27 protein-coding genes are annotated in these 26,963 nt (G+C 73.9%); 19 read left to right on the top strand and 8 right to left on the bottom strand.

From position 1 onward, the window contains the following. Positions 1–53 precede the first annotated feature (53 nt). Positions 54–353 carry a hypothetical protein gene (locus tag ABD823_RS00190; protein WP_344854497.1) on the bottom strand — a complete coding sequence of 100 codons (300 nt, stop codon included), beginning with the start codon at positions 351–353 and terminating at the stop codon, positions 54–56. Between the two features lie 234 nt (positions 354–587). On the opposite strand from ABD823_RS00190, the gene ABD823_RS00195 reads away from it, so the two are divergent. The 4 genes from ABD823_RS00195 to ABD823_RS00210 all read left to right on the top strand — a co-directional run bounded on the left by ABD823_RS00195 (position 588) and on the right by ABD823_RS00210 (position 3,218). Beyond that, positions 588–1,133 (top strand): DUF3995 domain-containing protein, encoded by a 546-nt coding sequence (locus ABD823_RS00195; RefSeq protein ID WP_344854499.1) that lies wholly within the window; start codon positions 588–590, stop codon positions 1,131–1,133. 175 nt (positions 1,134–1,308) lie between these two features. Continuing rightward, on the top strand, positions 1,309–2,298 hold the full coding sequence (moaA, locus tag ABD823_RS00200) for a GTP 3',8-cyclase MoaA (RefSeq protein WP_344854811.1): 990 nt from the start codon (positions 1,309–1,311) through the stop codon (positions 2,296–2,298). A gap of 120 nt (positions 2,299–2,418) precedes the next feature. Beyond that, a complete protein-coding gene (gene mobA, locus ABD823_RS00205) occupies positions 2,419–2,964 on the top strand; it encodes a molybdenum cofactor guanylyltransferase (protein ID WP_344854502.1) in 546 nt (181 codons plus the stop codon). Next, positions 2,961–3,218 carry a DUF6457 domain-containing protein gene (locus ABD823_RS00210; RefSeq protein ID WP_344854504.1) on the top strand — a complete coding sequence of 86 codons (258 nt, stop codon included), beginning with the start codon at positions 2,961–2,963 and terminating at the stop codon, positions 3,216–3,218. The genes mobA and ABD823_RS00210 overlap by 4 nt, the downstream gene beginning before the upstream one ends. A 244-nt stretch (positions 3,219–3,462) precedes the next feature. On the opposite strand, the gene ABD823_RS00215 is transcribed toward ABD823_RS00210, so the two are convergent. Continuing rightward, positions 3,463–3,783 (bottom strand): DUF3099 domain-containing protein, encoded by a 321-nt coding sequence (locus ABD823_RS00215; protein ID WP_344854506.1) that lies wholly within the window; start codon positions 3,781–3,783, stop codon positions 3,463–3,465. A gap of 74 nt (positions 3,784–3,857) precedes the next feature. Between ABD823_RS00215 and ABD823_RS00220 the strand changes: the two genes are divergently transcribed. Then, on the top strand, positions 3,858–4,070 hold the full coding sequence (locus ABD823_RS00220) for a dodecin (protein WP_344854508.1): 213 nt from the start codon (positions 3,858–3,860) through the stop codon (positions 4,068–4,070). A 66-nt stretch (positions 4,071–4,136) separates the two neighbouring features. Then, positions 4,137–5,231 carry a linear amide C-N hydrolase gene (locus tag ABD823_RS00225; RefSeq protein ID WP_344854511.1) on the top strand — a complete coding sequence of 365 codons (1,095 nt, stop codon included), beginning with the start codon at positions 4,137–4,139 and terminating at the stop codon, positions 5,229–5,231. A 108-nt stretch (positions 5,232–5,339) separates the two neighbouring features. On the opposite strand, the gene ABD823_RS00230 is transcribed toward ABD823_RS00225, so the two are convergent. Beyond that, positions 5,340–6,707 carry a metallopeptidase TldD-related protein gene (locus ABD823_RS00230; protein ID WP_344854813.1) on the bottom strand — a complete coding sequence of 456 codons (1,368 nt, stop codon included), beginning with the start codon at positions 6,705–6,707 and terminating at the stop codon, positions 5,340–5,342. A 44-nt stretch (positions 6,708–6,751) separates the two neighbouring features. Next, positions 6,752–8,251: a TldD/PmbA family protein gene (locus ABD823_RS00235; protein WP_344854513.1), complete on the bottom strand. Its 1,500-nt coding sequence runs from the start codon at positions 8,249–8,251 to the stop codon at positions 6,752–6,754. 77 nt (positions 8,252–8,328) lie between these two features. Between ABD823_RS00235 and ABD823_RS00240 the strand changes: the two genes are divergently transcribed. Continuing rightward, positions 8,329–9,033 (top strand): beta-ketoacyl-ACP reductase, encoded by a 705-nt coding sequence (locus ABD823_RS00240; protein WP_344854515.1) that lies wholly within the window; start codon positions 8,329–8,331, stop codon positions 9,031–9,033. A gap of 124 nt (positions 9,034–9,157) precedes the next feature. Then, entirely contained in the window at positions 9,158–9,922 is a 765-nt protein-coding gene (fabI, locus tag ABD823_RS00245) for an enoyl-ACP reductase FabI (protein ID WP_344854517.1), read from the top strand. 125 nt (positions 9,923–10,047) lie between these two features. On the opposite strand, the gene ABD823_RS00250 is transcribed toward fabI, so the two are convergent. Next, positions 10,048–10,968, bottom strand: coding sequence for a hypothetical protein (locus ABD823_RS00250; RefSeq protein WP_344854519.1), 921 nt, complete (start codon positions 10,966–10,968; stop codon positions 10,048–10,050). A gap of 277 nt (positions 10,969–11,245) precedes the next feature. Then, a complete protein-coding gene (locus tag ABD823_RS00255; RefSeq protein ID WP_344854522.1) occupies positions 11,246–12,190 on the bottom strand; it encodes an aldo/keto reductase in 945 nt (314 codons plus the stop codon). Between the two features lie 65 nt (positions 12,191–12,255). Between ABD823_RS00255 and ABD823_RS00260 the strand changes: the two genes are divergently transcribed. From ABD823_RS00260 to mshC, 5 genes are all read left to right on the top strand, one after another. Continuing rightward, positions 12,256–12,954, top strand: coding sequence for a histidine phosphatase family protein (locus ABD823_RS00260; protein ID WP_344854523.1), 699 nt, complete (start codon positions 12,256–12,258; stop codon positions 12,952–12,954). A 10-nt stretch (positions 12,955–12,964) separates the two neighbouring features. After that, positions 12,965–13,540: a DUF3090 domain-containing protein gene (locus tag ABD823_RS00265; protein ID WP_344854525.1), complete on the top strand. Its 576-nt coding sequence runs from the start codon at positions 12,965–12,967 to the stop codon at positions 13,538–13,540. Beyond that, positions 13,537–14,298: an SCO1664 family protein gene (locus tag ABD823_RS00270; protein ID WP_344854527.1), complete on the top strand. Its 762-nt coding sequence runs from the start codon at positions 13,537–13,539 to the stop codon at positions 14,296–14,298. Before ABD823_RS00265 ends, ABD823_RS00270 begins: the two co-directional genes overlap by 4 nt. Positions 14,299–14,433: 135 nt before the next feature. Next, positions 14,434–15,174, top strand: a complete 741-nt coding sequence (locus tag ABD823_RS00275; RefSeq protein WP_344854529.1) for an NRDE family protein — start codon at positions 14,434–14,436, stop codon at positions 15,172–15,174. A gap of 90 nt (positions 15,175–15,264) precedes the next feature. Next, positions 15,265–16,488: a cysteine--1-D-myo-inosityl 2-amino-2-deoxy-alpha-D-glucopyranoside ligase gene (gene mshC, locus ABD823_RS00280; RefSeq protein ID WP_344854531.1), complete on the top strand. Its 1,224-nt coding sequence runs from the start codon at positions 15,265–15,267 to the stop codon at positions 16,486–16,488. A 198-nt stretch (positions 16,489–16,686) separates the two neighbouring features. Here the strand turns inward: mshC and ABD823_RS00285 are convergent, their stop codons facing one another. Both ABD823_RS00285 and ABD823_RS00290 read right to left on the bottom strand, forming a co-directional pair. Further along, positions 16,687–16,890: a cold-shock protein gene (locus ABD823_RS00285; protein WP_344854533.1), complete on the bottom strand. Its 204-nt coding sequence runs from the start codon at positions 16,888–16,890 to the stop codon at positions 16,687–16,689. Positions 16,891–17,133: 243 nt separating this feature from the next. Next, positions 17,134–17,613 (bottom strand): peptide deformylase, encoded by a 480-nt coding sequence (locus ABD823_RS00290; protein ID WP_344854535.1) that lies wholly within the window; start codon positions 17,611–17,613, stop codon positions 17,134–17,136. A 238-nt stretch (positions 17,614–17,851) separates the two neighbouring features. Between ABD823_RS00290 and ABD823_RS00295 the strand changes: the two genes are divergently transcribed. The 6 genes from ABD823_RS00295 to ABD823_RS00320 all read left to right on the top strand — a co-directional run bounded on the left by ABD823_RS00295 (position 17,852) and on the right by ABD823_RS00320 (position 26,959). Further along, positions 17,852–19,177, top strand: a complete 1,326-nt coding sequence (locus tag ABD823_RS00295) for an MFS transporter (protein ID WP_344854537.1) — start codon at positions 17,852–17,854, stop codon at positions 19,175–19,177. Between the two features lie 129 nt (positions 19,178–19,306). After that, positions 19,307–21,433 carry a molybdopterin oxidoreductase family protein gene (locus ABD823_RS00300; RefSeq protein WP_344854539.1) on the top strand — a complete coding sequence of 709 codons (2,127 nt, stop codon included), beginning with the start codon at positions 19,307–19,309 and terminating at the stop codon, positions 21,431–21,433. Continuing rightward, complete coding sequence (locus tag ABD823_RS00305) at positions 21,430–22,833, top strand: FAD-dependent oxidoreductase (RefSeq protein ID WP_344854540.1); 1,404 nt, start codon at positions 21,430–21,432, stop codon at positions 22,831–22,833. Before ABD823_RS00300 ends, ABD823_RS00305 begins: the two co-directional genes overlap by 4 nt. A 101-nt stretch (positions 22,834–22,934) precedes the next feature. Beyond that, on the top strand, positions 22,935–25,382 hold the full coding sequence (gene nirB, locus ABD823_RS00310) for a nitrite reductase large subunit NirB (RefSeq protein ID WP_344854541.1): 2,448 nt from the start codon (positions 22,935–22,937) through the stop codon (positions 25,380–25,382). Positions 25,383–25,430: 48 nt separating this feature from the next. Beyond that, positions 25,431–25,796 carry a nitrite reductase small subunit NirD gene (nirD, locus tag ABD823_RS00315; protein WP_344854542.1) on the top strand — a complete coding sequence of 122 codons (366 nt, stop codon included), beginning with the start codon at positions 25,431–25,433 and terminating at the stop codon, positions 25,794–25,796. After that, a complete protein-coding gene (locus tag ABD823_RS00320; protein ID WP_344854544.1) occupies positions 25,793–26,959 on the top strand; it encodes a uroporphyrinogen-III synthase in 1,167 nt (388 codons plus the stop codon). The genes nirD and ABD823_RS00320 overlap by 4 nt, the downstream gene beginning before the upstream one ends. Positions 26,960–26,963 lie beyond the last annotated feature (4 nt).

Here is a 26,963-nt window from a genome sequence, read left to right on the forward strand (position 1 = left end):
CCGGGACCGGACACGGCCGGAGGACCCGTCCGCCGCGAGCGGCCCGGCGGGTCTCACTCCCGCACGGGGAGGGCGGTGAGGCCGGCGGGCTCCTCCTGGGCGAAGGCGATCACGATGTATCTGCCGTTGGCGTAGCTGACCACCGGACGTCCGAGCATCTCGCCCACCCTGCGGGCGACGCTCTGGAACAGCTCCGCCGTCTCCGGGGTGTCGGCGCTCACCCTGAACCGCCCGGCGGTGGCCAGGTGCTCGGCGACGAGGGGGGCGAAGTTAGCCTCGGCCCGGATCCTCTCCTCCGCGCTGAGGGGGGTGCGCCGGAGCGCGGGCCGCGTGCCGTGGGGGTCGGAGGTCATCACCGGGCTCCTCGTGTTCGCCGTTTCCCCCAGGATGCCACCGGCCGCCCGCCTCCGGGCCGGTCACCGGGCGGCCGGTGACCGCGCGGGCACCCGCCCGGCGCCCCTTTCCGGACGCGCGGAACGGGCGGTGAGCGGTCCGGGGCGGAACCGATCGTTCCGCCGGCGCGTTGGCCCGGTATGACGGTGACGGGACCGGCGGCACCGGGCGGCCGGGCACGGGGACGACCGGCGGTGCACCCGGCGTACGTCACGTGCGTGTGCACCGCCGCCTACGGCCTGATGAAACTCGCCCAGGCGCTGGGCGCGAACGCCCTGGCGGACAAGGACCCGCTCCCGCCGGACCTGCGGCAGCGGCTGCTCGCGCGCGACCCGTTGTTCGTGGCCAGCCACTGGGTGCTGTTCACCGTCGCGGTCGTCGGCGTCGTCGTCGCGCTGGCGACCGTGCGCCCGTGGGGAAGGCGCTTCCCGCGCCGGATCCTGCTCACCGCCGCGTGGACGGCGGGGATCTTCATGATCGTGCGGTCCTTCGGCCCGGTGGGCTTCGGCTTCATCGGCGACGCGCTGGTGCTCACCGGCCTGCGTCCGCCCCCGCCGCAGCATGCCGCGCCGGCCCGCGAGCTGGCGCGCTGGGATTTGATGCTCTGGTCGCCGTTCTTCCTGGTGTGGGGCCTGTCGTGGACGGCGACCGCCCGGCGGCTCACCCGCACGGTCCGGGGAGAGCGCAAGACCGGAGCCGGCGGAGGGCGGGCCGGCGGCACCGCCGCACCTCCCCGGTGATCCCGGACCGGGACCGCCGCGCCGTACGGCCCGCGCCGCAAGTCCCGTACGGCCGGCGGAATCACCCGGGCGGCGCGATCGTTGTCAGGCTGGGAGGTCCGGTTTTTGGGCGGCTGAGGGGGTCGGCCTTAGGCTGGCTCCCTGTCTGGACGACGACGGATGAGGGGTGGCGCCCGTGCTGCGCGACGCGTTCGGCCGAGTGGCGACGGATCTTCGGGTGTCCCTCACGGACCGCTGCAACCTGCGCTGCTCGTACTGCATGCCGCCGGAGGGCCTCGACTGGCTGCCCAAGCCGGAGCTGCTGACCGCCGAGGAGATCGTCCGGCTGGTCACCATCGGGGTGGAGCGCCTGGGCATCACCGAGGTCCGCTACACCGGCGGCGAGCCGCTGCTCCGCCGCGAGCTGGTCGACATCGTGGCCCGCACCACCGCGCTCACCCCCGCCCCCCAGGTCTCGCTGACCACGAACGGCATCGGGCTGGCCCGGCTCGCCGAGCCGCTGGCCGTCGCGGGGCTCCACCGGGTCAACGTCTCCCTCGACACCCTCGACCGCGAGACGTTCGTCAAGCTCGCCCACCGCGACCGGCTGGCCGACGTCCTGGCGGGCCTGGCCGCCGCCGAGGCCGCCGGGCTGCGCCCCGTGAAGATCAACGCGGTGCTGATGCGCGGGATCAACGAGCACGAGGCCGTGCCGCTGCTGGACTACTGCCTGGAGCGGGGCTACGAGCTGCGCTTCATCGAGCAGATGCCGCTGGACGCCCAGCACGGCTGGCGCCGGGAGAACATGATCACGGCAGACGAGATCCTCGCCGTGCTGCGGGCCTCCTTCGACCTGACCGAGGCCGACCCTGCGGAGCGGGGCAGCGCCCCCGCCGAGCTGTTCCTCGTCGACGGCGGCCCGGCCCGGGTCGGCGTGATCGGCTCGGTCACGCGCCCGTTCTGCGGTGCCTGCGACCGGGTACGGCTCACCGCCGACGGCCAGATCCGCAACTGCCTGTTCGCGACCGAGGAGTCCGACCTGCGCGCGGCGATGCGCTCCGGCGCCTCCGACGACGAGCTCGCCGAGCGCTGGCTGGCGGCGGTCCGCGCCAAGAAGGCCGGGCACGGCATCGACGACCCGTCCTTCCTGCAGCCGTCCCGCCCGATGTCGGCCATCGGCGGTTAGCGCCCCGGGGAGCAGCGCCGTGCCCGGGTCGCGAGACCGCCGCAGTCCCGTCCGCGCCGCCGCCCCGCCGCGGGACCGGCGGTCCGCGGCGCCCGGCCGCGGTGGGCCGGTGCCGTCGCCGTGAGCGGCTACGACGCGCTGATCCTCGCGGGTGGGAAGGCCTCCCGGCTCGGCGGGCGGGACAAGCCGGGCCTGCCCGTGGGCGGCGTCCCCCTCATCGAGCGGGTGGCCGCCGCCGTGCCCGGCGCCGACCGCCTCATCGTGGTGGGACCGGAGCGGCCCGGGCTGGAGCGGGCGGTCTTCCGCACCGAGGACCCGCCGGGCGGCGGGCCGGTCCCGGCGCTGCGGGCCGGGCTGGCGGAGGTGACCGCCCCCCGGGTGGTGCTGCTCGCCGCCGACCTGCCGCTCCTGCGCGCCGAGCACGTCGCGGCGCTGCTCGCCGCCGAGGGGGCCGGCGCGGTGCTCGTCGACGACGGCGGGCACGAGCAGTGGCTCGTGGGTGCCTGGCGTACGGCGGTGCTCGCCGAGGCGCTGGCCCGCTACGGGGGGCGGTCGCTGCGCGGGCTGCTCGCCCCGCTGGAGCCGGCCACTCTCCACCTGCCCGGGGAACCGTGGTTCGATTGCGACACGTTGGACGATCTGGAGCATGTGAGGAGCAAGGCGTGAACGTGCTGGAGGAGTGGACCGCGCTGGTCTGCAGGGAGCTCGGCGTCGATCCGGCCCGGGTGGACCGGGATGCGTTGCTCGACCTCACCAAGGACGTCGCCCACGGCGTGGCCCGTCCGGCCGCACCGCTGACGGCCTACATCCTGGGCCTGGCGCAGGGGGCGGGGACGGCCCCGCCCGACGCGGCGGAGCGGGTGGCCGGGCTGGCGCGCGACTGGGAGCGGGCGACCACCGAGACGATGGGCGACGCCTAGGCGGCCCGGCCGGGGAGCCGGGGGAGGACGGCAAAGGCGGGGTAAAGGCCGGGTGAAGGGGTCCGGCGGGAGAGAAGCGGGGAAAAGAAGGGCGGCGCCGGGTGGTTACGGGGGCAAACCACCCGGCGCCGCTTCATCGGCGTTCCGACGGGGGCCCGGAACGCCGGCACCAGTGCCCCGACGGGGGACCAGGGCACTTGGTTAAAGCGTACACCTACAACCCGTGGGATGCGTCAAGACTTGGTCACGACCCAATCTCGCGTCGGTGCCGCGGAATCTCGTTCTGACCTGTGTCGGCGGCGCCGGAGTCGCCGGGGCGGGGGGAGACCTCCCGGCGGGGGGCGTTGGCCCCGACCACGGCGATGTACGGCAGGAAGATCGCGCCCGCGAAGAGCAGGAGCTTGACCGCCATCGGGGCGGGCACGGTGAAGGCGAGGACCAGGCAGATCAGCCGGATCCCCATCTTGATCAGATAGTTCCGCTCACGCCGCCCGATGTCCTCGCTGAGCGAGGGCCGGGCGTCGGTCACCTCGTGGACCACCTCGCGTCTGCGCCATCCCCTCACACCTTCCACCGTAGACCTCGGATCGATCGGGGGCGAACGGTCATGTGCTCAGGGCTTCCGGGTAGGACGACGGAATGACGGATCGAACGTACCGGGTGACCGAGATAGTCGGCACGTCGGGGGAGAGCATCGAGGCGGCCGTCCGCAACGGCATCCGCCGCGCCGCACAGACCCTGCGCCACCTCGACTGGTTCGAGGTGACCGAGGTGCGCGGCCACATCGTCGACGGGGAGATCGGCCACTTCCAGGTGGGCATGAAGGTCGGGTTCCGTCTTGAGGACTCCTGATCCGGGAGGATCCCGGCCCGCGGGCGGCTCTTGCCGCGCGGGACCCGGCGGCGCACACTGGCGGGTGTGGCAGGCCCCCGCCGGAGCTTCTGCGCCGCCCTGGCCGCCCTGGCCGTGGCGGCGGCCGGAGGCTGCTCCGCGCCGCCGCCGCGCGAGACCGCCCCTCCTCCCTCCGCGGGCACGGGGACCGGGCCCGCGCAAGCCTCCGCGAGCGCGCGGGCCGATCCCGCGCCGGCCGCGCAGCCGCGGCCGGTGCTCACCCAGAGCGCGTCCGACATCCGGCGGACGATCGAGAGCCTCCGCCGGGTGGACGACCTCCCCCTCTACGAGATGACCTTCCACGGGTCCTACGACAGGAGGGCGCCGCTCGACGAGCGGCTGCTCTCCGCGCAGGCGGGCGACTGGGCGTGCTCGCTGTTCGCCCTGCCCGCGTCCGCGGACGGCGGCCCGGCGCTGTTCGGCCGCAACTTCGACTGGGACGACCACCCCGCGATGATCGTGCACGCCGACCCGCCCGACGGCCACGCCTCGCTCTCCCTGGTGGACCTGTACTACGTGCTCGGCGACGCGGGCGCCCCCGACACGGCGGATCCCCTGACCCGGCGCCGGATGGCCCACGCCGTGCTCACGCCCTTCGACGGGGTGAACGACAGAGGCCTGGCCGTCGGGATGGCACAGGTCCCCGACGGCGAACTCCCCGCCAGGAGGGCCGGCCGGCCGGCCGTGGGCAGCGTCCGCATCATGCGGATCATGCTGGACGAGGCCGCGACTGTGGACGAGGCGCTGGAGATCATGCGCGGTCACGACATCGACTTCTCCGGCGGGCCGCAGCTCCATTACATGATCGCTGACGCCACCGGCAGGTCGGTCGTCGTGGAGTTCGCCCGCGGCAGGCTCAACGTCATCGAGGAGCGGGCGCTGACCAACTTCGCCATGACCGGCACCGGCCCGCGGCGGCGGATGGCCGACACCCGCTACCGCACCCTCGTCTCCGGCATGCCGGGCGTGCGGGACGGCGAGGACGCGATGGCCCTCCTGGCGCGGGTGGCCCAGGGGCACACCCGCTGGTCGGTGGTCTACGACCTGCGCGACGCCACGGCGCGGGTGGTGACGGGCAGGCGCTGGGAGCGGGTGCACACCGTCCCGCTCGTCCGGCGCTGACTCCCGGCCGCCCGCCGCAGGGTCCCGCCGGTGCCGCGCTCCGCCCGGGCGGAGCCGTTCCGCGCGCGGGCCGTTCCGGCGGACGCGCCGGAACGGCCCGCCGCCGTCTCAGCTGGCCTGGCTGACCGTCGACATGTTGAAGTCCGGGACCCGGAGCGCGGGCATGACCGTGCGGGTGAAGTACTCGTTCCACTCGCGCGGCAGCGTCCGCTCGCTCGCTCCGATCTCGGTGACGCGGCGGAGGAGGTCGACCGGGCTCTCGTTGAACCGGAAGTTGTTGACCTCCCCGGTCACCTCGCCGTTCTCCACCAGGTAGACGCCGTCACGGGTCAGACCGGTGAGCAGCAGGGTCTGCGGGTCCACCTCGCGGATGTACCACAGGCAGGTCAGCAGCAGCCCCCGCTCGGTGGAGGCGATCATCTCCTCCAGCGACCTGCCCCCGGACGGCCCTTCCATGATCAGGTTGTCGATGGCGGGGGTGGCGGGCAGGTCCGTCAGCTCGGCCGAGTGCCGGGTCTGGATCAGGTTCGCCAGCGCACCGTCCGCGATCCAGTCGGTCGGGGCGAGCGGCAGGCCGTTGTCGAACACCGAGCTCTGCCGGCCGGAGGCGTGCGCGATCACGAACGGCGCGGACTCCAGGCCCGCGGCGGCCGGGTCGCTGTGCAGCCGGAGCGGGAGCGGGGCGAGGGTCTCCCCGACCCGGGTGCCGCCGCCCGGCTTGGAGAAGACCGTACGGCCCTCGAAGGCGTCGCGCGCCCCGGCCGTCCAGTACAGGTAGATCATCAGGTCGGCCACGGCCCCCGGCGGGAGCAGCGTCTCGTAGCGGCCCGCGGGCAGGTCGACGCGGTTCTTCGCCCACTCCAGCCGACGGGCCAGCGAGGAGTCCAGCGCGGCCACGTCCACGTCCGAGAAGTCGCGGGTGGCCACGCCCGCCCACGCCGAGCGCCTCATGTCCGGGGACTTGGCGTTGAGCTCCAGCCGGCCGGTGGGCTGGGCGTGCCGCAGCCGGGTGCCGGTGGAGGACCCCACGAAGGTGGTGGTGACGGTGTGCTCGGCGTAGCCGTACAGCCTCCGGCCCCCCGCCTCGGCGGCGGAGAAGGCCTCGCCCAGCGCGGGGGCGAGGGCGCCGAACACGCCGATCGAGGTGGGGTCGGCGGGCGCGTCCCAGTCGGCGGAGACGCCGCCGGCCACCAGCGGCCGGGCGTCCTCGGACGGCTGCGCGTCCCGCGCGGCCCGGTCGGCCGCGGCGACCACGTCGGCCAGCTGGTCGGGGCGGACCGCGGCCCGCGACACCACGCCCGCGCCGCTCCCGACGACCGAGACCACGGTCAGCTGCAGGGAGCGGGAGACGCCGTTGGTGGTGAGGGTGTTGCCCGCGAAGCGCAGGTTGGCGCTGGAGCCGGCGTCGACGATGACGACGGTGTCGTCGGCCGTCGACAGCTCCAGGGCCTTTTCGATCATCTCCTGGGGGCTCATGCCGCTCCTCGTCCGCTCGCTCTCCGGGGTGTTCTCGAACCCGCTCACCTGCCGCCCTCCTCCACGGTGTTGAGGACGCGCACGCCGCGGAAGAGCGCCGACGGGCAGCCGTGACTGACCGGGGCGACCTGGCCGGGCTGGCCCTTGCCGCAGTTGAACGCGCCGCCCAGCACGTAGGTCTGCTCGCCGCCGACGGCCTCCATCGAGCGCCAGAAGTCGGTCGTCGTCGCCTGGTAGGCCACGTCGCGGACCTGCCCGGCCAGCCGGCCGTTCTCGATGCGGTAGAACCGCTGCCCGGTGAACTGGAAGTTGTAGCGCTGCATGTCGATGGACCAGCTCTTGTCGCCGACGACGTAGACGCCGCGCTCCACCCGGGAGACGAGCTCCTCGGTGGAGGGCCCGCCGGGCGCCGGGCGCAGCGAGACGTTGGCCATGCGCTGGATCGGCATGTGCCCGGGGGAGTCGGCGAAGGCGCAGCCGTTGGAGGCGCCCAGGCCCTTCATCCGCGCCATGCGCCGGTCGAGCTGGTAGCCGACCAGGATGCCGCCGGAGACGATGTCGAACTCCTTGGCGGCCACGCCCTCGTCGTCGTAGCCGATGGTGGACAGGCCGTGCTCGGCGGTGCGGTCGCCCGTCACGTTCATCACCGGCGAGCCGTACACCAGGTCGCCGAGCTTGTCGAAGGTGGCGAAGCTGGTCCCGGCGTAGGCCGCCTCGTAGCCGAGGGCGCGGTCCAGCTCGGTGGCGTGCCCGATCGACTCGTGGATCGTCAGCCACAGGTTGGACGGGTCGATCACCAGGTCGTAGACGCCCGCCTCGACGGAGGGGGCGTTCAGCTTCTCCTCCAGCAGCGCCGGGATCTCGGCCAGCTCGGCGGGGAAGTCCCAGCCGGTGCCGGTGAGGTACTCGTAGCCCCGGCCGACGGGCGGGGCGAGCGTGCGCATCTCCTCGAAGCGGCCCTCGCCGACCTTCATCGCGCTCAGCTCCGGATGCAGGCGCACCCGCTGCTGGGTGGTGACGGTGCCCGCCGTGTCGGCGTAGAACTTCTGCTCCTTGACCTGCATCAGCGAGGCCCGGACGTGGTCCACGCGCGGGTCCTTCAGCAGGCCGGCCGACCAGTCGGCCAGCAGCGCGGCCTTCTCCCGCAGGGGGACGCCGAACGGGTCGACCTCGTAGGAGGAGACCCAGGTGACGTCGGCGTGGACCGGCTCGGGGGCCAGCTCGATGGGCTCGCGGTTGACCGCGGCGGAGATGACGGCCACCTCGACGGCCTGCTCGGCCACCGCGGCCGCGGCCTCGGGGGTGAGCTCGATGCCCGAGGCGAAGCCCCAGGTGCCGTTCTTGACGACGCGCACGGCGTAGCCGAGGTCGTCGGAGTCGATGGAACCCTCCAGCCGCGCGTCCGACAGGCGCAGGGTCTCCGCGCGGACACGCTCGAGCCGGAAGTCGGCATGCTCGGCACCGAGGTCACGGGCACGCTGCAGGGCCGCGTCCGCCAGCCGCCTCATGGGCAGGGCGAGGAAGTCGGAATCGATCTGGCGCATGTCCACGATCCTAGACCTGCGATCTTGTCCCTCGCGGATAACAGGTCTACCGGCAAGTAACGGATAGCGTCGGCTCCATGGCTCGATCTGTTCTCGTAACCGGCGGCAATCGCGGCATCGGCCTCGCGATCGCCCGCGAACTCGCACGCGCCGGTGACGCCGTCGCCGTGACCTACCGCTCCGGGGAGCCGCCCGAGGGGCTGTTCGGCGTGCAGTGCGACGTCACCAGCATGGCCGACGTGGACGCGGCGTTCGGCAAGGTCGAGGCCGAGCAGGGCCCGGTCGAGGTGCTCGTCGCCAACGCGGGCATCACCCGGGACACGCTGCTGCCGATGATGAAGGAGGAGACCTTCACCGAGGTCGTCGACGCCAACCTGACCGGCGCCTACCGGGTGGCCAAGCGCGCCACCAAGGGCATGCTCCGCCTCAAGCGCGGCCGGATCGTGCTCATCTCCTCGGTGGTGGCGATGAGCGGCTCGGCCGGGCAGACCAACTACGCCGCGTCCAAGGCCGGAATGATCGGTTTCGCCCGCTCGGCCGCCCGCGAGCTGGCCTCGCGCGGCATCACCGTGAACGTCGTCGCCCCGGGCTTCGTGGAGACCGACATGACGGCCGTGCTGGACGAGGCCCAGCAGGAGCGGATCCGCAAGAACATCCCGCTGGGCCGGCAGGCCAGGCCCGAGGAGATCGCCAAGGCCGTCGCCTTCCTGGCGAGCGAGGACGCCGCCTACATCACCGGGGCCGTGATCCCCGTGGACGGCGGCCTGGGCATGGGCCACTGAGCACGGCCACCGCGCGCAGGGCCACCGCGCCCGAGGCCATCGCACACAAGGTCGCCGCACGCACCGGGAACCGGGCGCGCACCCTCGCGGGCATCCGCGGAGCACTTCACGAAGGACGGTATTCATGGGAATCCTCGACGGCAAACGGATCCTGGTCACCGGCGTCCTGACCGACGCCTCGATCGCCTTCTCGGTGGCCAGGCTGGCCCAGGAGGAGGGCGCCACGATCGTGCTGACCGGCTTCGGCCGGCTCAGCCTGGTCGAGCGCATCGCCAGGCGGCTGCCCGAGCCGCCCCCGGTGATCGAGCTGGACGTGCAGAACACCGAGCACCTCGACTCGCTGGCCGAGCGGGTGGGCGAGCACCTGGGCGGGCTCGACGGCGTGGTGCACTCCATCGGCTTCGCCCCGCAGAGCTGCCTCGGCGGCAACTTCCTCAACACGCCGTGGGAGGACGTGGCGACCGCCCTGCAGGTCTCCACCTACTCGTTCAAGTCGCTGGCCGTCGCCTGCCTGCCCCTGCTGAAGGAGGGCAGCGCCATCGTCGGCCTCGACTTCGACGCGAGCAAGGCCTGGCCGGTCTACGACTGGATGGGCGTGGCCAAGGCGGGGCTGGAGTCCTGCTCCCGCTACCTGGCGCGAGACCTCGGCAGGCACGGCATCAGGGTGAACCTGGTCGCGGCCGGGCCGCTGCGGACGATGGCGGCCAAGAGCATCCCCGGCTTCAGGGAGTTCGAGGACAGCTGGCCGGAGAAGGCGCCGCTCGGCTGGGACCTGGCCGACACGGTGCCCGCGGCCAAGGCGTGCCTGGCGCTGCTGTCGGACTGGTTCCCGGCCACGACCGGTGAGATCGTGCACGTCGACGGCGGCGTGCACGCGATCGGCGGCTGACCGCGCGCCCGTGCGGGCCCCGCACGGGCGGCGTACGGCACGGGCCCCTGTAAGTCGTACGGCACGGGCCCCTGCAGGCCGTACGGGCGCGCCCGCGCCGGAAGGACCCGGCTGCCCGCGCGGCCCTAGGCGACGCGGTGCCGTCCCACGCGCAGCGGCTCGAACGGGATCGACTCCTCGTCGGCCCGCCTGGCGTACATCAGCCGGACGGCGAGGACTGCCGCCGCGAGCAGGGCGGCGGTGAGGGCGGTGCCGGCCGGGTCGGACGACCTGCTGGGCGTGACGGCCCGCTCCTCCGGCATGCGCTGCTGGAGCTCCTGGATGAGGGGACCGGGCCAGAGCGGCTCCACCCGGGGCGCCTCGACGTCGACGGCGGGCTGCTCGGACAGCACCGGGTCGCGCACCTCCGTGGTGTGCGTCCGGGGCTCCGGCTGGCGGGGGCGGGCCGGGAAGTGCGAGGGGAGCGGGGCCTGCGACCCCTCCTTCTCCCGGTCCTCGCGGTCCTTCTTCCCCGGTCGTTCCCGATCGGTCTCCGGCCTGCGGCTCTGCCCCGGGCGGGGCCGCGCGGTCGCGGCCGGCCGCGTACTCTGCTCGGGTGCCGAGGACGCCGGGGAGCCGCCGCACCCGCCGCCGACGGAGACGCAGACGTCGAGGAGGTCGGGCAGCACTCCACCGCCGTCTCGGCCCGGCCCCCCGCTCCCGTCCTTTCCCTCCGGCTCGGACGGGGGCTTGGCGGAGGCGCCCCCGCTCCCGGGCGTCGCCTTCGGCTTCGCGGTCGGCACGGCCTGGCCGAGCGGCTTGAGGACCTTCTCCGTCGTCTGGTCGAGCCCTTCGGTCACCGGGGACAGGACGGAGCCCGTCAGCCCGTCCACGGCGTTGGTCACACCGTCCACCGCCTGGCAGAGCCCGCCGGTGACCCCGCCCAGCAGTCCGCCGCCCTTGTCGCAGTCGGCCGCGTGCGCGGCGCCCGCGGATGCGGTCGCGACCACGGAGAGCCCGCCGCCCAGCGCCAGCGCCAGCGCACCGGCCGAGATCGCAGATCGCATCTCTCCCCCTCGCACGTCGGCGGTGGCATGCCCGCGACGCCTGACTGAACCCCTCCTGCCATCCGAATGACAGTTTTGTGTGAAGGTCGAACTTTTCCACGGAAAGTTGCGATTCGGTATCGACTAGTGACACGCGAGAAAGACTCTCGTTCTATATGGCTTCCCCGTGCGCACAAGGATTTCCGCTGCGCTCCTCCGTCTCTTGCCGTCCCTGTTCCGGCAGGGTTCCCGTGGTGTTCCGGCTGTTTCCGGCCTTCCCGGCTTTTCCGGTCCGGTCTCAATCCGCGGAGACGTCGTCGAGCGCCTCCCTGATCGCCACCGGCAGCGTCAGGTCCTCCGCCCCGAGCGCGTCGACCAGCTGGGCCCGGGTGCGCGCGCCCACGATGGCCGCGGCCACCCCCGGCTGGTCGCGGACCCAGGACAGGGCCACGGCCAGCGGGGAGACACCGAGGCCCTCGGCGGCGGTGGCCACCGACTCCACGACGCGGCGGCACCGCTCGTCGAGGTACGGCGTGACGAAGTCGGCCAGGTGCGGGGTCGCCGCCCGGGAGTCGGCGGGGATGCCCGTGCGGTACTTGCCGGTGAGGACTCCGCGCCCCAGCGGCGACCACGCCAGCACCCCGGCGCCGACGTGCTCGGCGGCGGGCAGCAGGTCGCGCTCGGGCTCCCGGGCCAGCAGGGAGTACTCGACCTGGGCGGCGACGATCGGCGTGCGGCCGGGGACGGCCTGCTGGGCGACGGCCGCCGCGGCGAGCTGCCAGCCGGTGTAGTCGCACACCCCGGCGTAGGCCGCGCGGCCCGAGGAGACGATGACGTCCACCGCGGCCAGGGTCTCCTCCAGCGGCACCTCGGGGTCGAAGGCGTGCAGCTGCCACAGGTCCACGTCGTCGACCCCCAGGCGGGACAGGGAGGCGTCGGCGGCGGCGATCAGGTGCCGCCGGGAGGCGTCCCGGGGACGCCTCCCGGCCGGGGTGAGCACGGCCTTGGTGGACAGCACCAGCTCCGAGCGCGGCACCGTGTCGCGGAGCAGGCGCCCGAGCAGCCGCTCGGCCTCGCCGCCCGTGTAGACGTCGGCGGTGTCGATGAGGGTGCCGCCGGCGTCGGCGAAGGCGCGGAGCTGTGCCGCGGCGTCCTCCGCGCCGGTGTCGCGCCCCCACGTCATCGTCCCGAGCCCGAGGCGGGACACCGACAGGCCGCTCCGGCCGACATAGCGCTGCTCCATGATCCGGCCAGGTTACCGCCCGGATGGGTAAAAACGAGGGAGCGACTGCTGCAACACTTGGTGCCGTGACGACGCTGTTGCTGGCAAGACACGGCCTGACCCCGCTCACCGGCCCGGTGCTGGCCGGGTGGACCCCGGGCGTCCATCTCAGCGACGCCGGCCGGGCCCAGGCGGACGCCCTGGCGCTGCGGCTGGCCTCCCTGGAGCTGGACGCGATCGTCTCCAGCCCGCTGGAGCGCTGCCTGGAGACCGCGCGGGCGGTCGCCGGCGGGCGCGGGCAGGAGGTGCTGACCGACGAGCGGTTCGGGGAGTGCCGCTACGGCGAGTGGACCGGCCGCCCGCTCGCCGAGCTCGCGAAGGACCCGCTCTGGCCGGTGGTGCAGGCCCACCCGAGCGCGGTGACGTTCCCCGGAGGGGAGTCCCTCGCCGCGGTCCAGCACCGCGCGGTGACCGCCGTCCGCGAGTGGAACGCCCGCCTCGGCCCCCGCGGCGTCTACCTCGTCTGCAGCCACGGCGACGTGATCAAGGCCGTGGTGGCCGACGCCCTGGGCCTGCACCTGGACCAGTTCCAGCGGATAACGGCCGACCCCGCCTCGCTCACCGTCATTCGCTACACCCCCTTGCGCCCCTTCGTGCTCAGGCTCAACGACGTGGGCTCAGATGTGACCGGATTGCGACCCCCGGAGGGTTCGGAGGAAGTGGACGGGGGAGAAAACTCCACCGTGAGCGACGCCGCAGTCGGCGGCGGATCCGGGACCACGTAAGGTCGGGGCTATGCCGGTGTTCGACTACGACCCACCTGAGAGGTTCGTGGCTGGTGCGGTGGGGCAGCCGGGCTCGCGGGCCTTCTTCCTGCAGGCCCGGGGCGCGGGGAGGCTGACCACCGTCGGGCTGGAGAAGTTCCAGGTGGCCGCGCTCGCGGACCGTCTCGACGAGCTGCTCGACGAGGTGCTGCGCCGCAGCGGGGGCAGCGCCCAGGTCCCCGCGGCCGCGCCGGAGGGCCTCACCGACAACGACCCTCTCGACATGCCCATCACCGAGGACTTCCGGGTCGGCACGATGACGCTCGCCTGGGACCCCGAGACGTCCCAGGTGGTGATCGAGGCGCAGGAGGCCGTGGCGGAGGACGAGGAGTTCGAGCCGTCCCTCCTCGCCGAGCCCGCCGTCCTGCGGGTCCGCATCAGCCCGGCCGCGGCCAGGGCCTTCAGCCGGCGGGCGATGGCCCTCGTCGCCGCGGGCCGCCCGCCCTGCCCGCTCTGCGGGCTCCCGCTCGACGCGGAGGGGCACATCTGCGTGCGGCTCAACGGTTTCCGGGGTAGTGCCGCGTCATCCGCTGGAGGAGGCGAATGAGTGCCGAAAGCGAGCCCACGCTGAGCGCGCCGCCCGCGGCGGGACTGGACGACGCCTCCGCGCTGAGGCTGCTCCGCGACGGTCACCTCGAGGTCGCCGGCCGGCTGGTCGAGGCGACGAACATGACGCTCTACTGCTCGGTCCGGCTGGGCGGTCTCGCCGCCGCCTGCGTCTACAAACCGGTGCGGGGGGAGCGGCCGCTCTGGGACTTCCCCGACGGCACCCTGGCCGCCCGGGAGGTCGCGGCCTTCGAGGTCTCCGTGGCGACCGGCTGGCGGATCGTCCCCCCGACGGTCTACCGGGACGGGCCCTTCGGCCCCGGCATGTGCCAGCTGTGGGTGGACGCCGATCCCGAGGCCGACCTGATGGCGCTGATCCGCAGCCGCCAGCCCGCCCTGCGGCGGATGGCCGTCTTCGACGCCGTCGTCAACAACGCCGACCGCAAGGGCGGCCACCTGCTCCCGCTCGCCGACGGGCACGTCTACGGGGTGGACCACGGCGTCTGCTTCTCCACCGAGGACAAGCTCCGCACCGTGCTCTGGCAGTGGCGCGGCAGGCCCCTGTCCCGGGAGGCCGTGAACGTCCTGGCCCGCCTGGAGCGGGAGCTGGAGCGGGGCGCTCTGGGCCGCCGGCTCCGGGAGCTCCTCACGCTCGCCGAGGTGGAGGCCACCTGGATGCGGGTCCGCAGGCTCCTGGACACCGGGACGCACCCGCGGCCCTCCCAGGACTGGCCCGCCCTGCCCTGGCCGCCGATCTGAGCCGCCCGCCCCGGGGCGGGGCCGTGCTCCGCTGGTATCCGGCGGGCCGCGTGGCCGGGCGGGCCGTGCCCCGTCCGCGCCCGTGCGGGCGGCCCGGTCCGGGCGGGCCGCCGGCGGAGGCGTAGCCTGCCGGGCATGTGCACGGTTGTCGTCAGCGTCGCCCCCGGCGCCGCGGTCCCCCTGGTCCTGGCCGGCGTCCGTGACGAGTTCACCGGCCGCCCCTGGACGCCCCCGGCGGAGCACTGGCCCGGACTGGTCGGCGGCCGGGACCTGCTCGCGGGCGGCACCTGGCTGGCGGTCGACCCCGCCGCCCGGCGGGCCGCCGCGCTGCTCAACGGCCACGGCGTGCCCGCGCCCGAGCGGGGCCGCCGCTCCCGGGGCGAGCTGCCGTTGCTGGCGGCGGCCGAGGGCCGGCTGCCGGAGCTGGACCTGACCCGCTACGACCCCTTCCACCTGGTGCTGGCCGAGCCCGCCGGAGCGCGCCTGTGGAGCTGGGACGGGGCCGCGCGGACCGCGACGGAGCTGCCGGCCGGGACCCACATGATCGTCAACAGCGGGCTGGAGAGCGGCGAGGAGAACGAGCGCGTCGCGTTCTTCCGCCCCCGGTTCGCCCGGGCCCCGCGGCCCGCCGCGCTGGACGGGCCGTGGGGGGAGTGGGCCTTCCTGGCCACCGGGGCGGGCCTGCCGGCCGGCGACCCGCGCGCGATGATCGTCCGCCACGAGCTCCCCGACGGCCGGGTGTTCGCCTCCCTCTCGGTCACCCTGCTCGCCCTCGCCGCCGAGGGGGTCCGCTACGACTTCACCGGAGACCCCGGCGACCCCGCGGCGTTCCGCCGCGTCCTGCCGGAGAGGGCGGAGGGCACCGCTCAGGAATGAGCGGGACCGCCCCGGTGGTTGTCATGGACGCCCCCGTATCCACCGCCCCGGGGTGATCGGGGTGGTCCGTCTGCTGGATAGGCTCGCTACATGAGATCGTGGTCTGCGCCGAAGGTTCCTCGGCTCCCTGGTGCTGGTGCTCCGTTGCGGCTGTTCGACACCGCCGCAGGAGAGGTCGTCCCCACACAGCCGGGACCCACCGCGCGGATGTACGTCTGCGGGATCACGCCCTACGACGCCACCCACCTGGGCCATGCCAACACCTACCTCGCCTTCGACCTGGTCAACCGCGCCTGGCGGGACGCCGGTCACGAGGTGCACTTCACCCAGAACACCACCGACGTCGACGATCCGCTCCTGGAGCGCGCCGCGCAGACCGGGCAGGACTGGCGGGAGCTCGCCGAGCGCGAGATCGAGCTGTTCCGGACCGACATGGAGGCGCTGCGCATCCTCCCGCCCCGCGAGTACGTCGGCGTCACCGAGTCGATCGACCTGGTCGCCGAGCTGATCGCGGGCCTGCGCGACAAGGGCGCCACCTACGAGCTCGACGGGGACGTCTACTTCGACGTGGCCGCCGCCCCCAAGTTCGGCGCGGTCTCCGGCTACTCCGAGGAGCGGATGCTGGAGCTGTCGGGCGAGCGCGGCGGCGACCCGGGGCGGGCCGGGAAGAAGCACCCGCTCGACTGGCTGCTGTGGCGCGCCGAGCGGCCGGGCGAGCCGTCCTGGCCCTCGCCGTTCGGCCCGGGGCGCCCCGGCTGGCACATCGAGTGCACCGCGATCGCGCTGGCCAACCTCGGCAGCGGCTTCGACGTCGCGGGCGGCGGCTCCGACCTGATCTTCCCGCACCACGAGTGCGGCGCGCACGAGGGCCACGTGGCCACCGGCGAGTGGCCCTTCGCCAGGGCGTACGTGCACGCAGGCATGATCGCCCTCGATGGCGAGAAGATGTCGAAGTCCCGCGGCAACCTGGTCTTCGTCTCCCGGCTCCGCCGGGAGAGCGACCCCATGGCCATCCGGCTGGCCCTGCTCGCGCACCACTACCGCACCGACTGGGAGTGGACCGCCGACCAGCTGGCCTCCGCCGAGGTACGGCTGGCCCGCTGGCGCTCGGCGGCCGGCATGGAGGCGGGGCCCGAGGCCGGCCGGGTGCTCGACGGGGTCCGCGCCCGGATCTCCGACGACCTGGACGCGCCCGGGGCGCTGGCCGTCATCGACGCCTGGGCCGAGCAGGCGCTGTCCGAGGGCGGCACCGACCCGCAGGCGCCCGCGCTCGTCAGGGACGTCGCGGACGCGCTGCTCGGCGTCACGCTCTGACGGTTCCGGGTTCGCAAGGCGCAGGCGCGCCGCGGCACGGTGCGCCTGCGCGCGAAGGGCGCGCGGGCCGGGCCCGGGAAAGCATGGAGAAGAGCCGGGCCCGGGAAGGTCTGGAAAAGGGCCGGGCCCGGGAAAGCATGGAAAAGGGCCGGGCCCGCACCGCCTGAGGCGGTGCGGGCCCGGAAGGCTCTGAACGCGTCAGAGAGGCTGGACCTGGTCGGCCTGCGGGCCCTTCTGGCCCTGGGTGGTGACGAAGCTGACCCGCTGGTTCTCCTCCAGGCTGCGGTAGCCGCTGGAGTTGATCGCCGAGAAGTGCACGAACACGTCGGCGCTGCCGTCATCCGGAGCGATGAATCCGAAGCCCTTTTCGGCGTTGAACCACTTGACGGTGCCTTCAGACAAGACTGTTTTCTCCTTGTTGGGAGCCTCACCGGACCGCCGGGTCGGCGGTGCGGGGCTGCACTGCGGACACTGCCATGCATCCGCGGAGACCATCCGGAGAAAGCTGGAACGCCCGCTGTCGACGGACTTCCGAGCACTTGAGATGACAAGCTCACTGAAAACTGCGACGGCAACTTCTTCAAGTTACTTGAAATCCAGATGGATGGCAAGAGCCCTGGTGGACCCGCCCCGCCGGTCCACCGGTCAGGACGGGACGCGCCGCAGGAAGCGCTCCCGCTCCGCCTCGGTGAGGCGGTCGGGCAGCAGCACGCCGTCGAGGTGGTCGGCCTCGTGCTGCAGGACGCGGGCGAGCGTGCCGAGCGCGCGGACGGTGACGGGCTTGCCGAACATGTCGCGCCCCCGGGCGGTCACCATGTAGGAGCGCTCCAGCGGCCACCACAGGCCGGGCGCCGACAGGCAGGCCTCCTCGGCGGTGACCTTCCGCTCGGACGGCTCCAGCCGCGGGTTGACGAGATGGCCGGCCCGCCCGTCGGCCGCGTAGACGAGCACCCGGAGCGGGACGCCGATCTGCGGGGCGGCCAGTCCGGCGCGGTCCGCGCCCGCGCGCAGGGTGGCCTGGAGGGACTTGACCAGACCGCGCAGCTCGCGGTCGAAGGTCGTCACCGGCTCGGCCACGGTGCGTAGCACGGGATCGCTGAACGGTCGGATCGGCTGGACGGCCACGCGCACTCCCCGAAGCGGCGGATCTGACAGGCGTAACGATTCCCCGCGCCGTCGAATCCCAACCCCGGCTGGGAATCCGGTCATGTTTCCACCGCGTTGCGGACGTGCGGCGTGTGCATCGCGTATTTCAGCGGTTAGACACACGTAACGGTGCACCATCACAGAACGTGAATGTGCGTAACGCCCTCCTCCTAGGTTTCCGTACCGAATCCCCCCGGAAACCGCAGCAGGAGGAAGAATGACGGCCACGCGCTGGATCACCGAATGGCGGCCCGACGACCCCGCCTTCTGGGAGAGCCGGGGGAGGAAGGTCGCCCGGCGCAACCTGGTCTTCTCCATCTTCGCCGAGCACCTCGGCTTCACGCTCTGGACGGTGTGGAGCATCGTGGCCGTCAAGCTCGGCGACTACCGGTTCTCGACCGACCAGCTCTTCTGGATCGTCTCCGTGCCGAACCTGGTCGGCTCGGCGCTGCGCATCCCCTACACCTTCGGGCCGGCGAAGTTCGGCGGCCGGAACTTCACGGTGGTCAGCGCCCTGCTCCTGCTCGTCCCCGCCGTGTCGCTGGCCGTGGCGGTGAGCGATCCCGCCACGCCGTACTGGGTCTTCCTGGTGATCGCGGCCACCGCGGGCCTGGGCGGCGGGAACTTCGCCTCCAGCATGGCCAACATCACCTACTTCTACCCGCAGAGCAAGCAGGGCTCGGCGCTCGGCCTCAACGCCGCGGGCGGCAACATCGGCGTCAGCTCCGTCCAGCTCGTCATGCCGCTGATCATCGGCGCGTTCGGGCTGGCCGCCGCCGGGCTGTTCTGGGTCCCCTTCATCCTGGCCGCCGCGCTCGGCGCCTTCTTCTTCATGGACAACCTGACCACGGCCAAGGCCGAGCCGAAGGAGCAGCTGAAGATCGCCGGGAGGGCGCAGACCTGGATCATGTCGGTGCTCTACATCGGCACCTTCGGCTCGTTCATCGGCTACTCCACCGCCTTCCCGCTCCTGATCAACAGCCAGTTCCCCGAGGCGGCCTCCCTGGTCTCGCTGGCCTTCCTCGGCCCGCTGGTGGGCTCGCTGGTCCGCCCGGCCGGCGGCTGGCTCGCGGACAGGATCGGCGGGGCCCGGGTGACGCTCGTCAACTTCGGTGCGATGGCCGGCGCGGTGGCGCTGGTCTGGCAGGGGCTGGCCCAGCACTCCTTCGCGCTGTTCTTCGGCGCCTACATGCTCCTGATCGCCACCACCGGGGTCGGCAACGGCTCGACCTACCGGATGATCCCGGCGATCTTCCGGGCCAAGGCCACCGCCGGGGTGCCGGCCGGGACCCCGGCCTACGAGGCCGCGCTCGCCGCCGGCAAGCGCGACGCCTCGGCAGCGGTCGGCATCATCTCCGCCGTCGGCGCCTTCGGCGGCTTCTTCATCAACCGCGGGTTCGGCAGCTCCATCGCCGCGACGGGCGGCGCGGGGGCCGCGCTGGCCGCCTTCGCCGGGTTCTACGCGATCTGCGCGGCCGTGACGTGGGCGTGCTACCTGCGGACCGCGGGCTCGGTCCCGAGCCTGGCGGCCGCCCGCGTCTGAGCGGCCCTCCGCCCGTGCCCGGAACCTCACGGCCGGGTCGAGGCGGGCGTGAACGCGGTTAGCGGCTTGTAGCACAGCGGTAACAGGAGGGACCCAGCGGTGAAACCGCCCGAAAGCACCATCGGACCCATGCCGATCTCACTTCCCACCCTGGATCCTGTGAAGGCGCCGGTGGCGACCCACTGCCCGTACTGCGCCCTGCAGTGCGGCATGAACGTCGCCGGGGGAGCCGCGGGAGCCGGCGGAGCCGGTGGGACCGGCACGGTGGAGATCACCCCGCGGACGGACATCCCGGCCAACTCCGGGGGGCTCTGCCAGAAGGGCTGGACCGCCGGAGAGCTCCTGGCCGGCGGTGCGCGGCTCACCACCCCGCTCCTGCACGGCGAGCCGGTCGGCTGGGACGAGGCGCTGGACTTCGTCGCGGACCGGATCCGCGCGCTGCAGGCGGAACACGGCCCCGACGGCGTGGCCGTGTTCGGCGGGGGCGGCCTCACCAACGAGAAGGCCTACCTGCTGGGCAAGTTCGCCCGGGTGGTGCTGCGGACCAGCCAGATCGACTACAACGGCCGGTTCTGCATGTCGTCGGCGGCCGCGGCGTCGAACCGCGCCTTCGGCATGGACCGCGGGCTGCCCTTCCCGATCACCGACCTGGCCGGGGCCGGCGCGGTGCTGCTGGCGGGCGGCAACATGGCCGAGACCATGCCGCCGTTCGTCCGCCACCTGGCCGCGATGCGGGAGCGGGGCGGCCGCCTGGTCGTCGCCGACCCCCGCCGCACCGCCACCGCCCGCCTGGCCGACCTCCACCTGCAGCCGGCCCCCGGCACGGACCTGGCGCTCGCACTCGGCCTGCTCCACCTGGCGATCACCGAGGGCCACGTGGACGGCGCGTACGTGGCCGAGCGGACCAACGGCTTCGAGGCGGTCGCCACCTCGGTGGCGGCCTGGTGGCCCGAGCGGGTCGAGCGCGTCACCGGGGTGCCGGTCGCGCAGCTGCGCCTGGCCGTGGAGATCCTCGGCACGGTGGACCGCGCGGTGATCCTCACCGGGCGCGGCGCCGAGCAGCACGCCAAGGGCACCGACACCGTGACCGCCTTCATCAACCTGGCCCTCGCCCTGGGGCTGCCCGGCCGGCCGGGCTCCGGCTACGGCTGCGTGACCGGCCAGGGCAACGGGCAGGGCGGCCGCGAGCACGGGCAGAAGGCCGACCAGCTCCCCGGCTACCGGAGGATCGACGACCCGGCCGCGCGCGAGCACGTGGCGGAGGTCTGGGGGATCGACCCCGCCGAGATCCCGGGCCCCGGACGCTCGGCCTACGAGCTGCTCGACGCCCTCGGCACGCCGGCCGGGCCGCGCGCGCTGCTGCTGTTCGGCTCCAACCCGGTGATCTCCGCCCCGCGCGCGGGGCACGTCGCCGACCGGCTGAGGTCCCTGGACCTGCTGGTGGTCTCCGACCTCGTGCTGTCGGAGACCGCCGCCCTGGCCGACGTCGTGCTCCCCACCGCCCAGTGGGCCGAGGAGGAGGGCACCATGACCAACCTGGAGGGCCGGGTCCTGCTCCGCCGCAGGGCGCTGGACCCGCCGCCGGGGGTCCGCACCGACCTGGAGATCATCCAGGGCCTGGCCGTACGGCTGGGCGGGCCCGCCGACGGGCCGAGGGGGGCCGCGGGCTTCCCCGCGGACCCGCGCGCGGTCTTCGACGAGCTCCGCCGCGCCAGCGCCGGCGGGATCGCCGACTACTCCGGCATCACCTACGAGCGGGTCGCCGCCGAGACCGGCGTCTTCTGGCCCTGCCCGGGCACCGGCCACCCCGGCACGCCCCGCCCCTTCCTGGACCGCTTCGCCACCCCCGACGGGCGCGCCCGCTTCGTGCCGGTCGAGCACCGTCCCCCGGGTGAGGACGTCGACGCCGACTACCCGCTGTACCTGACGACCGGCCGGGTGCTGGCCCACTACCAGAGCGGCGCCCAGACCCGCCGGATCGCCGCCCTCAACGCGGTCGTCTCCGGGACGTTCGTGGAGATCCACCCCGACCTGGCCGAGCGCCTCGGCGTCTCGGCGGGCCAGAGGCTGAGAGTGGTCAGCCGCAGAGGGGAGACCGAGGGCGTGGCCCGGGTGAACCCGGCGATCCGGTCCGACACGGTGTTCATGCCGTTCCACTGGGCCGGAGCCAACCTGCTGACCAATCCCGCACTCGATCCGGTGTCCCGGATGCCGGAGTTCAAGCTGTGCGCCGTGAGACTGGAGCGTGTCGGATGACCCGGCTTGTCGTCGTGGGCAACGGGATGGCGGGCGCCCGCCTGGTGAGCGAGGTCCGCGCCCGTGACAAGGACATCAGGGTGACCGTCTTCGGCGCCGAGGACCGGCAGCCGTACAACCGGGTGCTGCTGTCGAACGTGGTGGCCGGGACCATGCTGCCGGACCAGATCCGGCTGCTGGACCCCGCCTGGTACGCCGACCACGCGGTGACGGCGGTGCCGGGCGCCCGTGTCACCGCGATCGACCGGGAGACGCAGGCCGTGGTCACCGCCGACGGCGCGCGGGAGCCGTACGACGTGCTGGTGCTGGCGACCGGGAGCGAGGCCGTGGTGCCGCCGGTGCCCGGCGCGGAGCGGGCCGTCGCGTTCCGGACCCTGGACGACTGCCAGGCGATCCTCGCCGCGGCGCGGACGGCGCGCGGCGCGGTGGTCGTCGGCGGCGGGCTGCTCGGCGTCGAGGCGGCGCGCGGGCTGGCCGGGCGCGGCCTGCCGGTGACGCTGCTCCATCTGGCCGGGCACCTGATGGAGCGCCAGCTCGACCCCGAGGCGGGGCTGGTGCTGGAGGAGACCCTGACGGAGCTGGGCGTGCGCACCCGCACCGGCGTCGTGGTCGAGGAGATCGGCGAGCACGGCGTACGGCTGGCCGGCGGCGAGGAGGTCGGCGGCGACCTGGTGGTGCTCGCCTGCGGGGTCCGCCCGGTGACCGGCCTGGCCGCGGCGGCGGGCCTGGAGGTGGAGCGCGGGATCGTCGTGGACGACGAGTTGCGCACCGACGACCCGTCGATCTTCGCGATCGGAGAGTGCGCCCAGCACCGGGGCACGGTCTACGGGCTGGTCGCCCCGGCCTGGGAGCAGGCGGCCGTGGTCGCGGACCTGGTCACCGGCGCCGACAAGACCGCGCGTTACCGCGGGTCGCGGCTGGTGACCCGGCTGAAGGCCAGGAGCGTCGAGCTGGCCGCGATGGGGGAGACCCATCTGACGGAGGAGGACGCCGAGGTGGTCCGGTTCAGCCACCGGGCCCGCGGCACCTACCGCAAGCTCGTCATCCGCGACGGACGCCTGGTCGGGGCGATCCTGCTCGGCGAGACGGCGGCGGTGGGCACCGTCACCCAGCTGTTCGACCGGGGCGCGCCGGTGCCCGGCGACCGGGCGGGCCTGCTCTTCCCCGGCCTGGCCGGGGCGGCGGTGGCCGACAGCCCGGTCCGGATGCCGGACGCGGCGAAGGTGTGCCAGTGCAACAACGTGACGAAGGGCCAGATCAGGGCGTGCTGGGAGTCCGGCGCCCGCGACGTGGAGGCCGTGGCCGCCGCCACGCGCGCCATGACCGGTTGCGGCGGCTGCCGCGACGCGGTCGAGGGCATCGTCGGCTGGTTGTGCGAGCAGGAGGGGGTCTCCGCGTGAGCGAGCGAGCCGGGAAGCGCGGCGGGGCCGGCGGAGGAGGCCGCGGCCGCGGGCGGACCGGAACGGACGGGGAGAACGGGATCGTGGAGGCGGAGGCGACCATGCGAAGGCTTGTCGTGGTGGGGTACGGGCCGACGGCGTACCGGCTGGTCGAGACGCTGACCGGGCGCGGGTTCGACGGGCGGATCACGGTGCTGGGGGAGGAGCCCCGGCCCGCCTACGACCGGGTGGCGCTCACCTCCTATCTGGCGGGCAGGAGCGCCGAGGACCTCACCTACCCGGTGCCCGAGGGCGTGGTGCTCCGGCTCGGCTCCGCGGTCACCGCGATCGACCGGCAGGGCCGGACGGTGACGACGGCCGACGGGCACGCCGAGCCGTACGACGTGCTCGTGCTCGCCACCGGCTCCAGCCCGTTCGTGCCGCCGGTGCCGGGCAGGGACCTGGACGGCTGCTTCGTCTACCGGACCATCGACGACCTGGACGCGATCCGCGGGGCCTCGCGGGGCGCCACGGCCGGCGTGGTGATCGGCGGCGGGCTGCTCGGCCTGGAGGCCGCCGACGCGCTGCGCGGGCTGGGCCTGGACACGCACGTGGTGGAGATGGGCGGCTGGCTCATGCCCCGCCAGGTCGACTCCGGCGGCGGCGCGGTGCTGCGCGGCCACGTCGAGGCGCTGGGCCTGCGCGTGCACACCGGAGCCGGGGTCGCCGAGATCGTCGCCGGGCCGGACGGCCGTGTCGCGGGCCTGGTCAAGCCGGACGGCGAGACGGTCGAGGCGCAGGTCGTGGTCTTCTCCGCAGGCGTGCGGCCCCGCGACGAGCTGGCCCGCGCCGGCGGCCTGGCGGTCGGCGAGCGCGGCGGCATCGCGGTCGACGACGGCATGCGCACCAGCGACCCGGCGATCTACGCGATCGGCGAGTGCGCCCTGCACGACGGCGTGGTCCACGGCCTCGTCGGGCCGTGCTTCACCATGGCAGAGGTCGCCGCCGACCGCATCATGGGCGGCGGGGCGGTCTTCACCCGCGCCGACCCGTCCACCAAGCTCAAGCTGCTCGGCGTGGAGGTCGCCCAGTTCGGCGCGATGGACGGCGCGCTCGACGTGACCTTCATGGACCCGGTCACCGGCGTCTACCAGAAGCTGTTCGTCAGCGACGACGCCCGCACCCTGCTGGGCGGCATCTGCGTCGGCGACGCCACGCCGTACACCACGCTCAAGCCCTTCGTCGGCCGCGAGCTGCCGGGCACGCCGGGCGAGCTGCTGTTCACCGGCGGCCCCGCGGACACGGACCTGCCCGACGACGCGCAGGTCTGCTCCTGTAACAACGTCACGCACGGCGAGATCTGCCGCGCCATCGCGGAGCAGGGCCTGACCGACGTCGCGGAGATCAAGGCGTGCACCCGCGCGGGCACCACCTGCGGCAGCTGCGTGCCGATGCTCAAGCAGATCCTCGTGAAGTCGGGCGTCGAGGTCTCCAAGGCCCTGTGCGAGCACTTCGCCCACAGCCGGGCCGAGCTGTTCGACATCGTCCGGGTCCGCGGCATCACGACGTTCTCCCAGCTGATCGCCGAGCACGGCACCGGGCGCGGCTGCGACATCTGCAAGCCCGTCGTCGCCTCCATCCTCGCCTCGCTCGGCACCGGCCACATCCTCGACGGCGAGCAGGCCGCGCTGCAGGACACCAACGACCGCTTCCTGGCCAACATCCAGCGCAACGGCACCTACTCGGTGGTCCCGCGCATCCCCGGCGGGGAGATCACCCCCGACAAGCTCATCGTGATCGGCGAGGTCGCCCGCGACTTCGGCCTCTACACGAAGATCACCGGTGGGCAGCGGATCGACCTGTTCGGCGCGCGGGTGGAGCAGCTCCCGCTGATCTGGAAGCGCCTGGTCGACGCCGGCTTCGAGTCCGGCCACGCGTACGGCAAGGCGCTGCGCACGGTCAAGTCCTGCGTGGGCTCCACCTGGTGCCGGTACGGCGTGCAGGACTCGGTGGGCCTGGCCATCGCGCTGGAGCTGCGCTACCGGGGGCTGCGCTCGCCGCACAAGCTGAAGTCGGCCGTCTCCGGCTGCGCCCGCGAGTGCGCCGAGGCCCGCGGCAAGGACTTCGGCGTCATCGCCACCGAGCAGGGCTGGAACCTCTACGTCGGCGGCAACGGCGGCTTCACGCCCCGGCACGCCGACCTGTTCGCCTCCGACCTGTCCACCGACGAGCTGATCCGCGTCATCGACCGGTTCCTGATGTTCTACATCCGCACCGCCGACCGGCTCCAGCGCACCTCGGCCTGGCTGGAGAACCAGGGGCTCGACTACGTCAAGCAGGTCGTCCTGGAGGACTCGCTGGGCATCTGCGCCGAGCTGGAGGCGCAGATGGAGCGGCACGTCGCCGGCTACGCCGACGAGTGGCGCGCCGTCCTGGAGGACCCCGACCGGCTGCGGCGCTTCGTCTCCTTCGTCAACGCGCCCGGCACCCCGGACCCGTCGATCGCCTTCGAGACCGAGCGTGAACAGGTCAAGCCGGTGCTGATCCCGCTGGAGGCGGTCCGCTCCTGAACGGCCCGTCCGCCCGACCCCACCACCGCAAAGAGGAGGGATTTCCCGATGACCGTCCTGCGCGAGAACCCGGCCGCGGGCACGCGGACCGGCGGCTGGACCCCGGTCTGCGCCTACCACGACCTGATGCCCGAGGAGGGCGTCTGCGTCCTGGTGGACGGACACCAGGTCGCGGTGTTCCGCACCTTCGACGGGGCCCTGTACGCGATCGGCAACCGCGACCCGTTCAGCGGGGCGTACGTCCTGTCGCGGGGCATCGTCGGCAGCCGCGGCCCGGAGCCGACCGTGGCCTCGCCCATGCACAAGCAGGTCTTCTCGCTGGTGACCGGGGTGTGCCTGGACGATCCGGCGGTGGCCGTACCGGTCTATCCGGTCCGCCGGAGCGGCGGCGCGGTGGAAGTGAGACTCCCGTGAACGCTCCGGCACCCCCGGCCGCGGCCTCCCCGGAGACCGAGCCCGACGCGCTGGCCGGCTTCACCATCGGGGTCACCGCGACCCGGCGGCGCGAGGAGTTCTGCGCGCTGCTGGAGCGGCGGGGCGCCCGGGTGGTGCAGGCCCCGGCGATCCGGCTGGTGCCGCTGGCCGAGGACGCGGACCTGCTGGCCGCGACCCGGACGGCACTGGCGGGCCCGGTCCACGACGTGGTGATCACCACGGGGGTCGGCTTCCGCGGGTGGATGGCCGCCGCGGAGGGGTGGGGCCTGTCGGCGGAGCTGGCGGCGCACCTGGCCTCGGCCCGGCTGCTCACCCGGGGGCCCAAGGCGCGCGGCGCGGTGCGCGCGGCGGGGCTGAACGACCACTGGACGCCCGCCACCGAGTCGTGCGAGGAGGTCAAGCAGTACCTGCTCGCCCAGGACCTGCGCGGGCGCCGGATCGCCGTGCAGCTGCACGGGGAGCCGCTGACCGGCTTCGTCGGCGCGCTGCGCGGGGCGGGGGCCGAGGTCATCGAGGTGCCGGTCTACCGGTGGCTGCCCTACCGCGACCCCTCGCCGCTGCGTCGGCTGATCAGCCAGACGGTCTCGGGAGCGGTGGACGCGGTGGCCTTCACCAGCGCCCCGGCGGTGCTGGCGATGCTGTCCGCGGCCCGTGCCGACGGGCTGGAGGAGGCGCTGCTGGCGGCCTTCGCCGGGCCGGTCGTGGCCGCCTGCGTGGGGCCGGTCACCGCCGCGCCGCTGCAGGAGCGCGGGGTGCCGGTGGTGCAGCCGGAGCGTTCCCGCCTCGGCGCGCTGGCCCGCACCCTCGCCCGGCACCTGCCCGCCCACGGCGTCACCCGCCTGGTCGCGGGCGGGCACGGGCTGGAGATCCGCGGCCACGCCGTCGTCGTGGACGGCGAGCTCAAGCCGCTGCCGCCCGCCCCGATGGCGGTGCTCAAGCGGCTGGCGGACAAGCCCGGCCACGTGGTGGCCCGTTCGGAGCTGCGGACCGTCCTGCCCGGCGGCCCCTCCCGCGACTCGGCCGAGCACGCCGTCGAGATGGCGATCACCCGCCTGCGCCGGGCCCTGGGCCCCCCGGGGATCGTCGAGACGGTCGTCAAGCGCGGCTACCGGCTGGCGTGCGAGCGCGGCGGGGCGGTGTGACGGG

It is taken from the genome of Planomonospora alba (genome assembly GCF_039534085.1).
Lineage (GTDB): Bacteria > Actinomycetota > Actinomycetes > Streptosporangiales > Streptosporangiaceae > Planomonospora_B > Planomonospora_B alba.

Coding starts and splice junctions, on each gene's coding strand:
- ABD823_RS00190 (WP_344854497.1), bottom strand. CDS start 353: ATGACCTCCGACCCCCACGGCACGCGGCCCGCGCTCCGGCGCACCCCC.
- ABD823_RS00220 (WP_344854508.1), top strand. CDS start 3,858: ATGACGGATCGAACGTACCGGGTGACCGAGATAGTCGGCACGTCGGGG.
- ABD823_RS00230 (WP_344854813.1), bottom strand. CDS start 6,707: ATGAGCCCCCAGGAGATGATCGAAAAGGCCCTGGAGCTGTCGACGGCC.
- ABD823_RS00235 (WP_344854513.1), bottom strand. CDS start 8,251: ATGCGCCAGATCGATTCCGACTTCCTCGCCCTGCCCATGAGGCGGCTG.
- ABD823_RS00240 (WP_344854515.1), top strand. CDS start 8,329: ATGGCTCGATCTGTTCTCGTAACCGGCGGCAATCGCGGCATCGGCCTC.
- fabI (WP_344854517.1), top strand. CDS start 9,158: ATGGGAATCCTCGACGGCAAACGGATCCTGGTCACCGGCGTCCTGACC.
- ABD823_RS00250 (WP_344854519.1), bottom strand. CDS start 10,968: ATGCGATCTGCGATCTCGGCCGGTGCGCTGGCGCTGGCGCTGGGCGGC.
- ABD823_RS00255 (WP_344854522.1), bottom strand. CDS start 12,190: ATGGAGCAGCGCTATGTCGGCCGGAGCGGCCTGTCGGTGTCCCGCCTC.
- ABD823_RS00265 (WP_344854525.1), top strand. CDS start 12,965: ATGCCGGTGTTCGACTACGACCCACCTGAGAGGTTCGTGGCTGGTGCG.
- ABD823_RS00270 (WP_344854527.1), top strand. CDS start 13,537: ATGAGTGCCGAAAGCGAGCCCACGCTGAGCGCGCCGCCCGCGGCGGGA.
- ABD823_RS00275 (WP_344854529.1), top strand. CDS start 14,434: ATGTGCACGGTTGTCGTCAGCGTCGCCCCCGGCGCCGCGGTCCCCCTG.
- mshC (WP_344854531.1), top strand. CDS start 15,265: ATGAGATCGTGGTCTGCGCCGAAGGTTCCTCGGCTCCCTGGTGCTGGT.
- ABD823_RS00295 (WP_344854537.1), top strand. CDS start 17,852: ATGACGGCCACGCGCTGGATCACCGAATGGCGGCCCGACGACCCCGCC.
- ABD823_RS00300 (WP_344854539.1), top strand. CDS start 19,307: ATGCCGATCTCACTTCCCACCCTGGATCCTGTGAAGGCGCCGGTGGCG.
- ABD823_RS00305 (WP_344854540.1), top strand. CDS start 21,430: ATGACCCGGCTTGTCGTCGTGGGCAACGGGATGGCGGGCGCCCGCCTG.
- nirB (WP_344854541.1), top strand. CDS start 22,935: ATGCGAAGGCTTGTCGTGGTGGGGTACGGGCCGACGGCGTACCGGCTG.
- nirD (WP_344854542.1), top strand. CDS start 25,431: ATGACCGTCCTGCGCGAGAACCCGGCCGCGGGCACGCGGACCGGCGGC.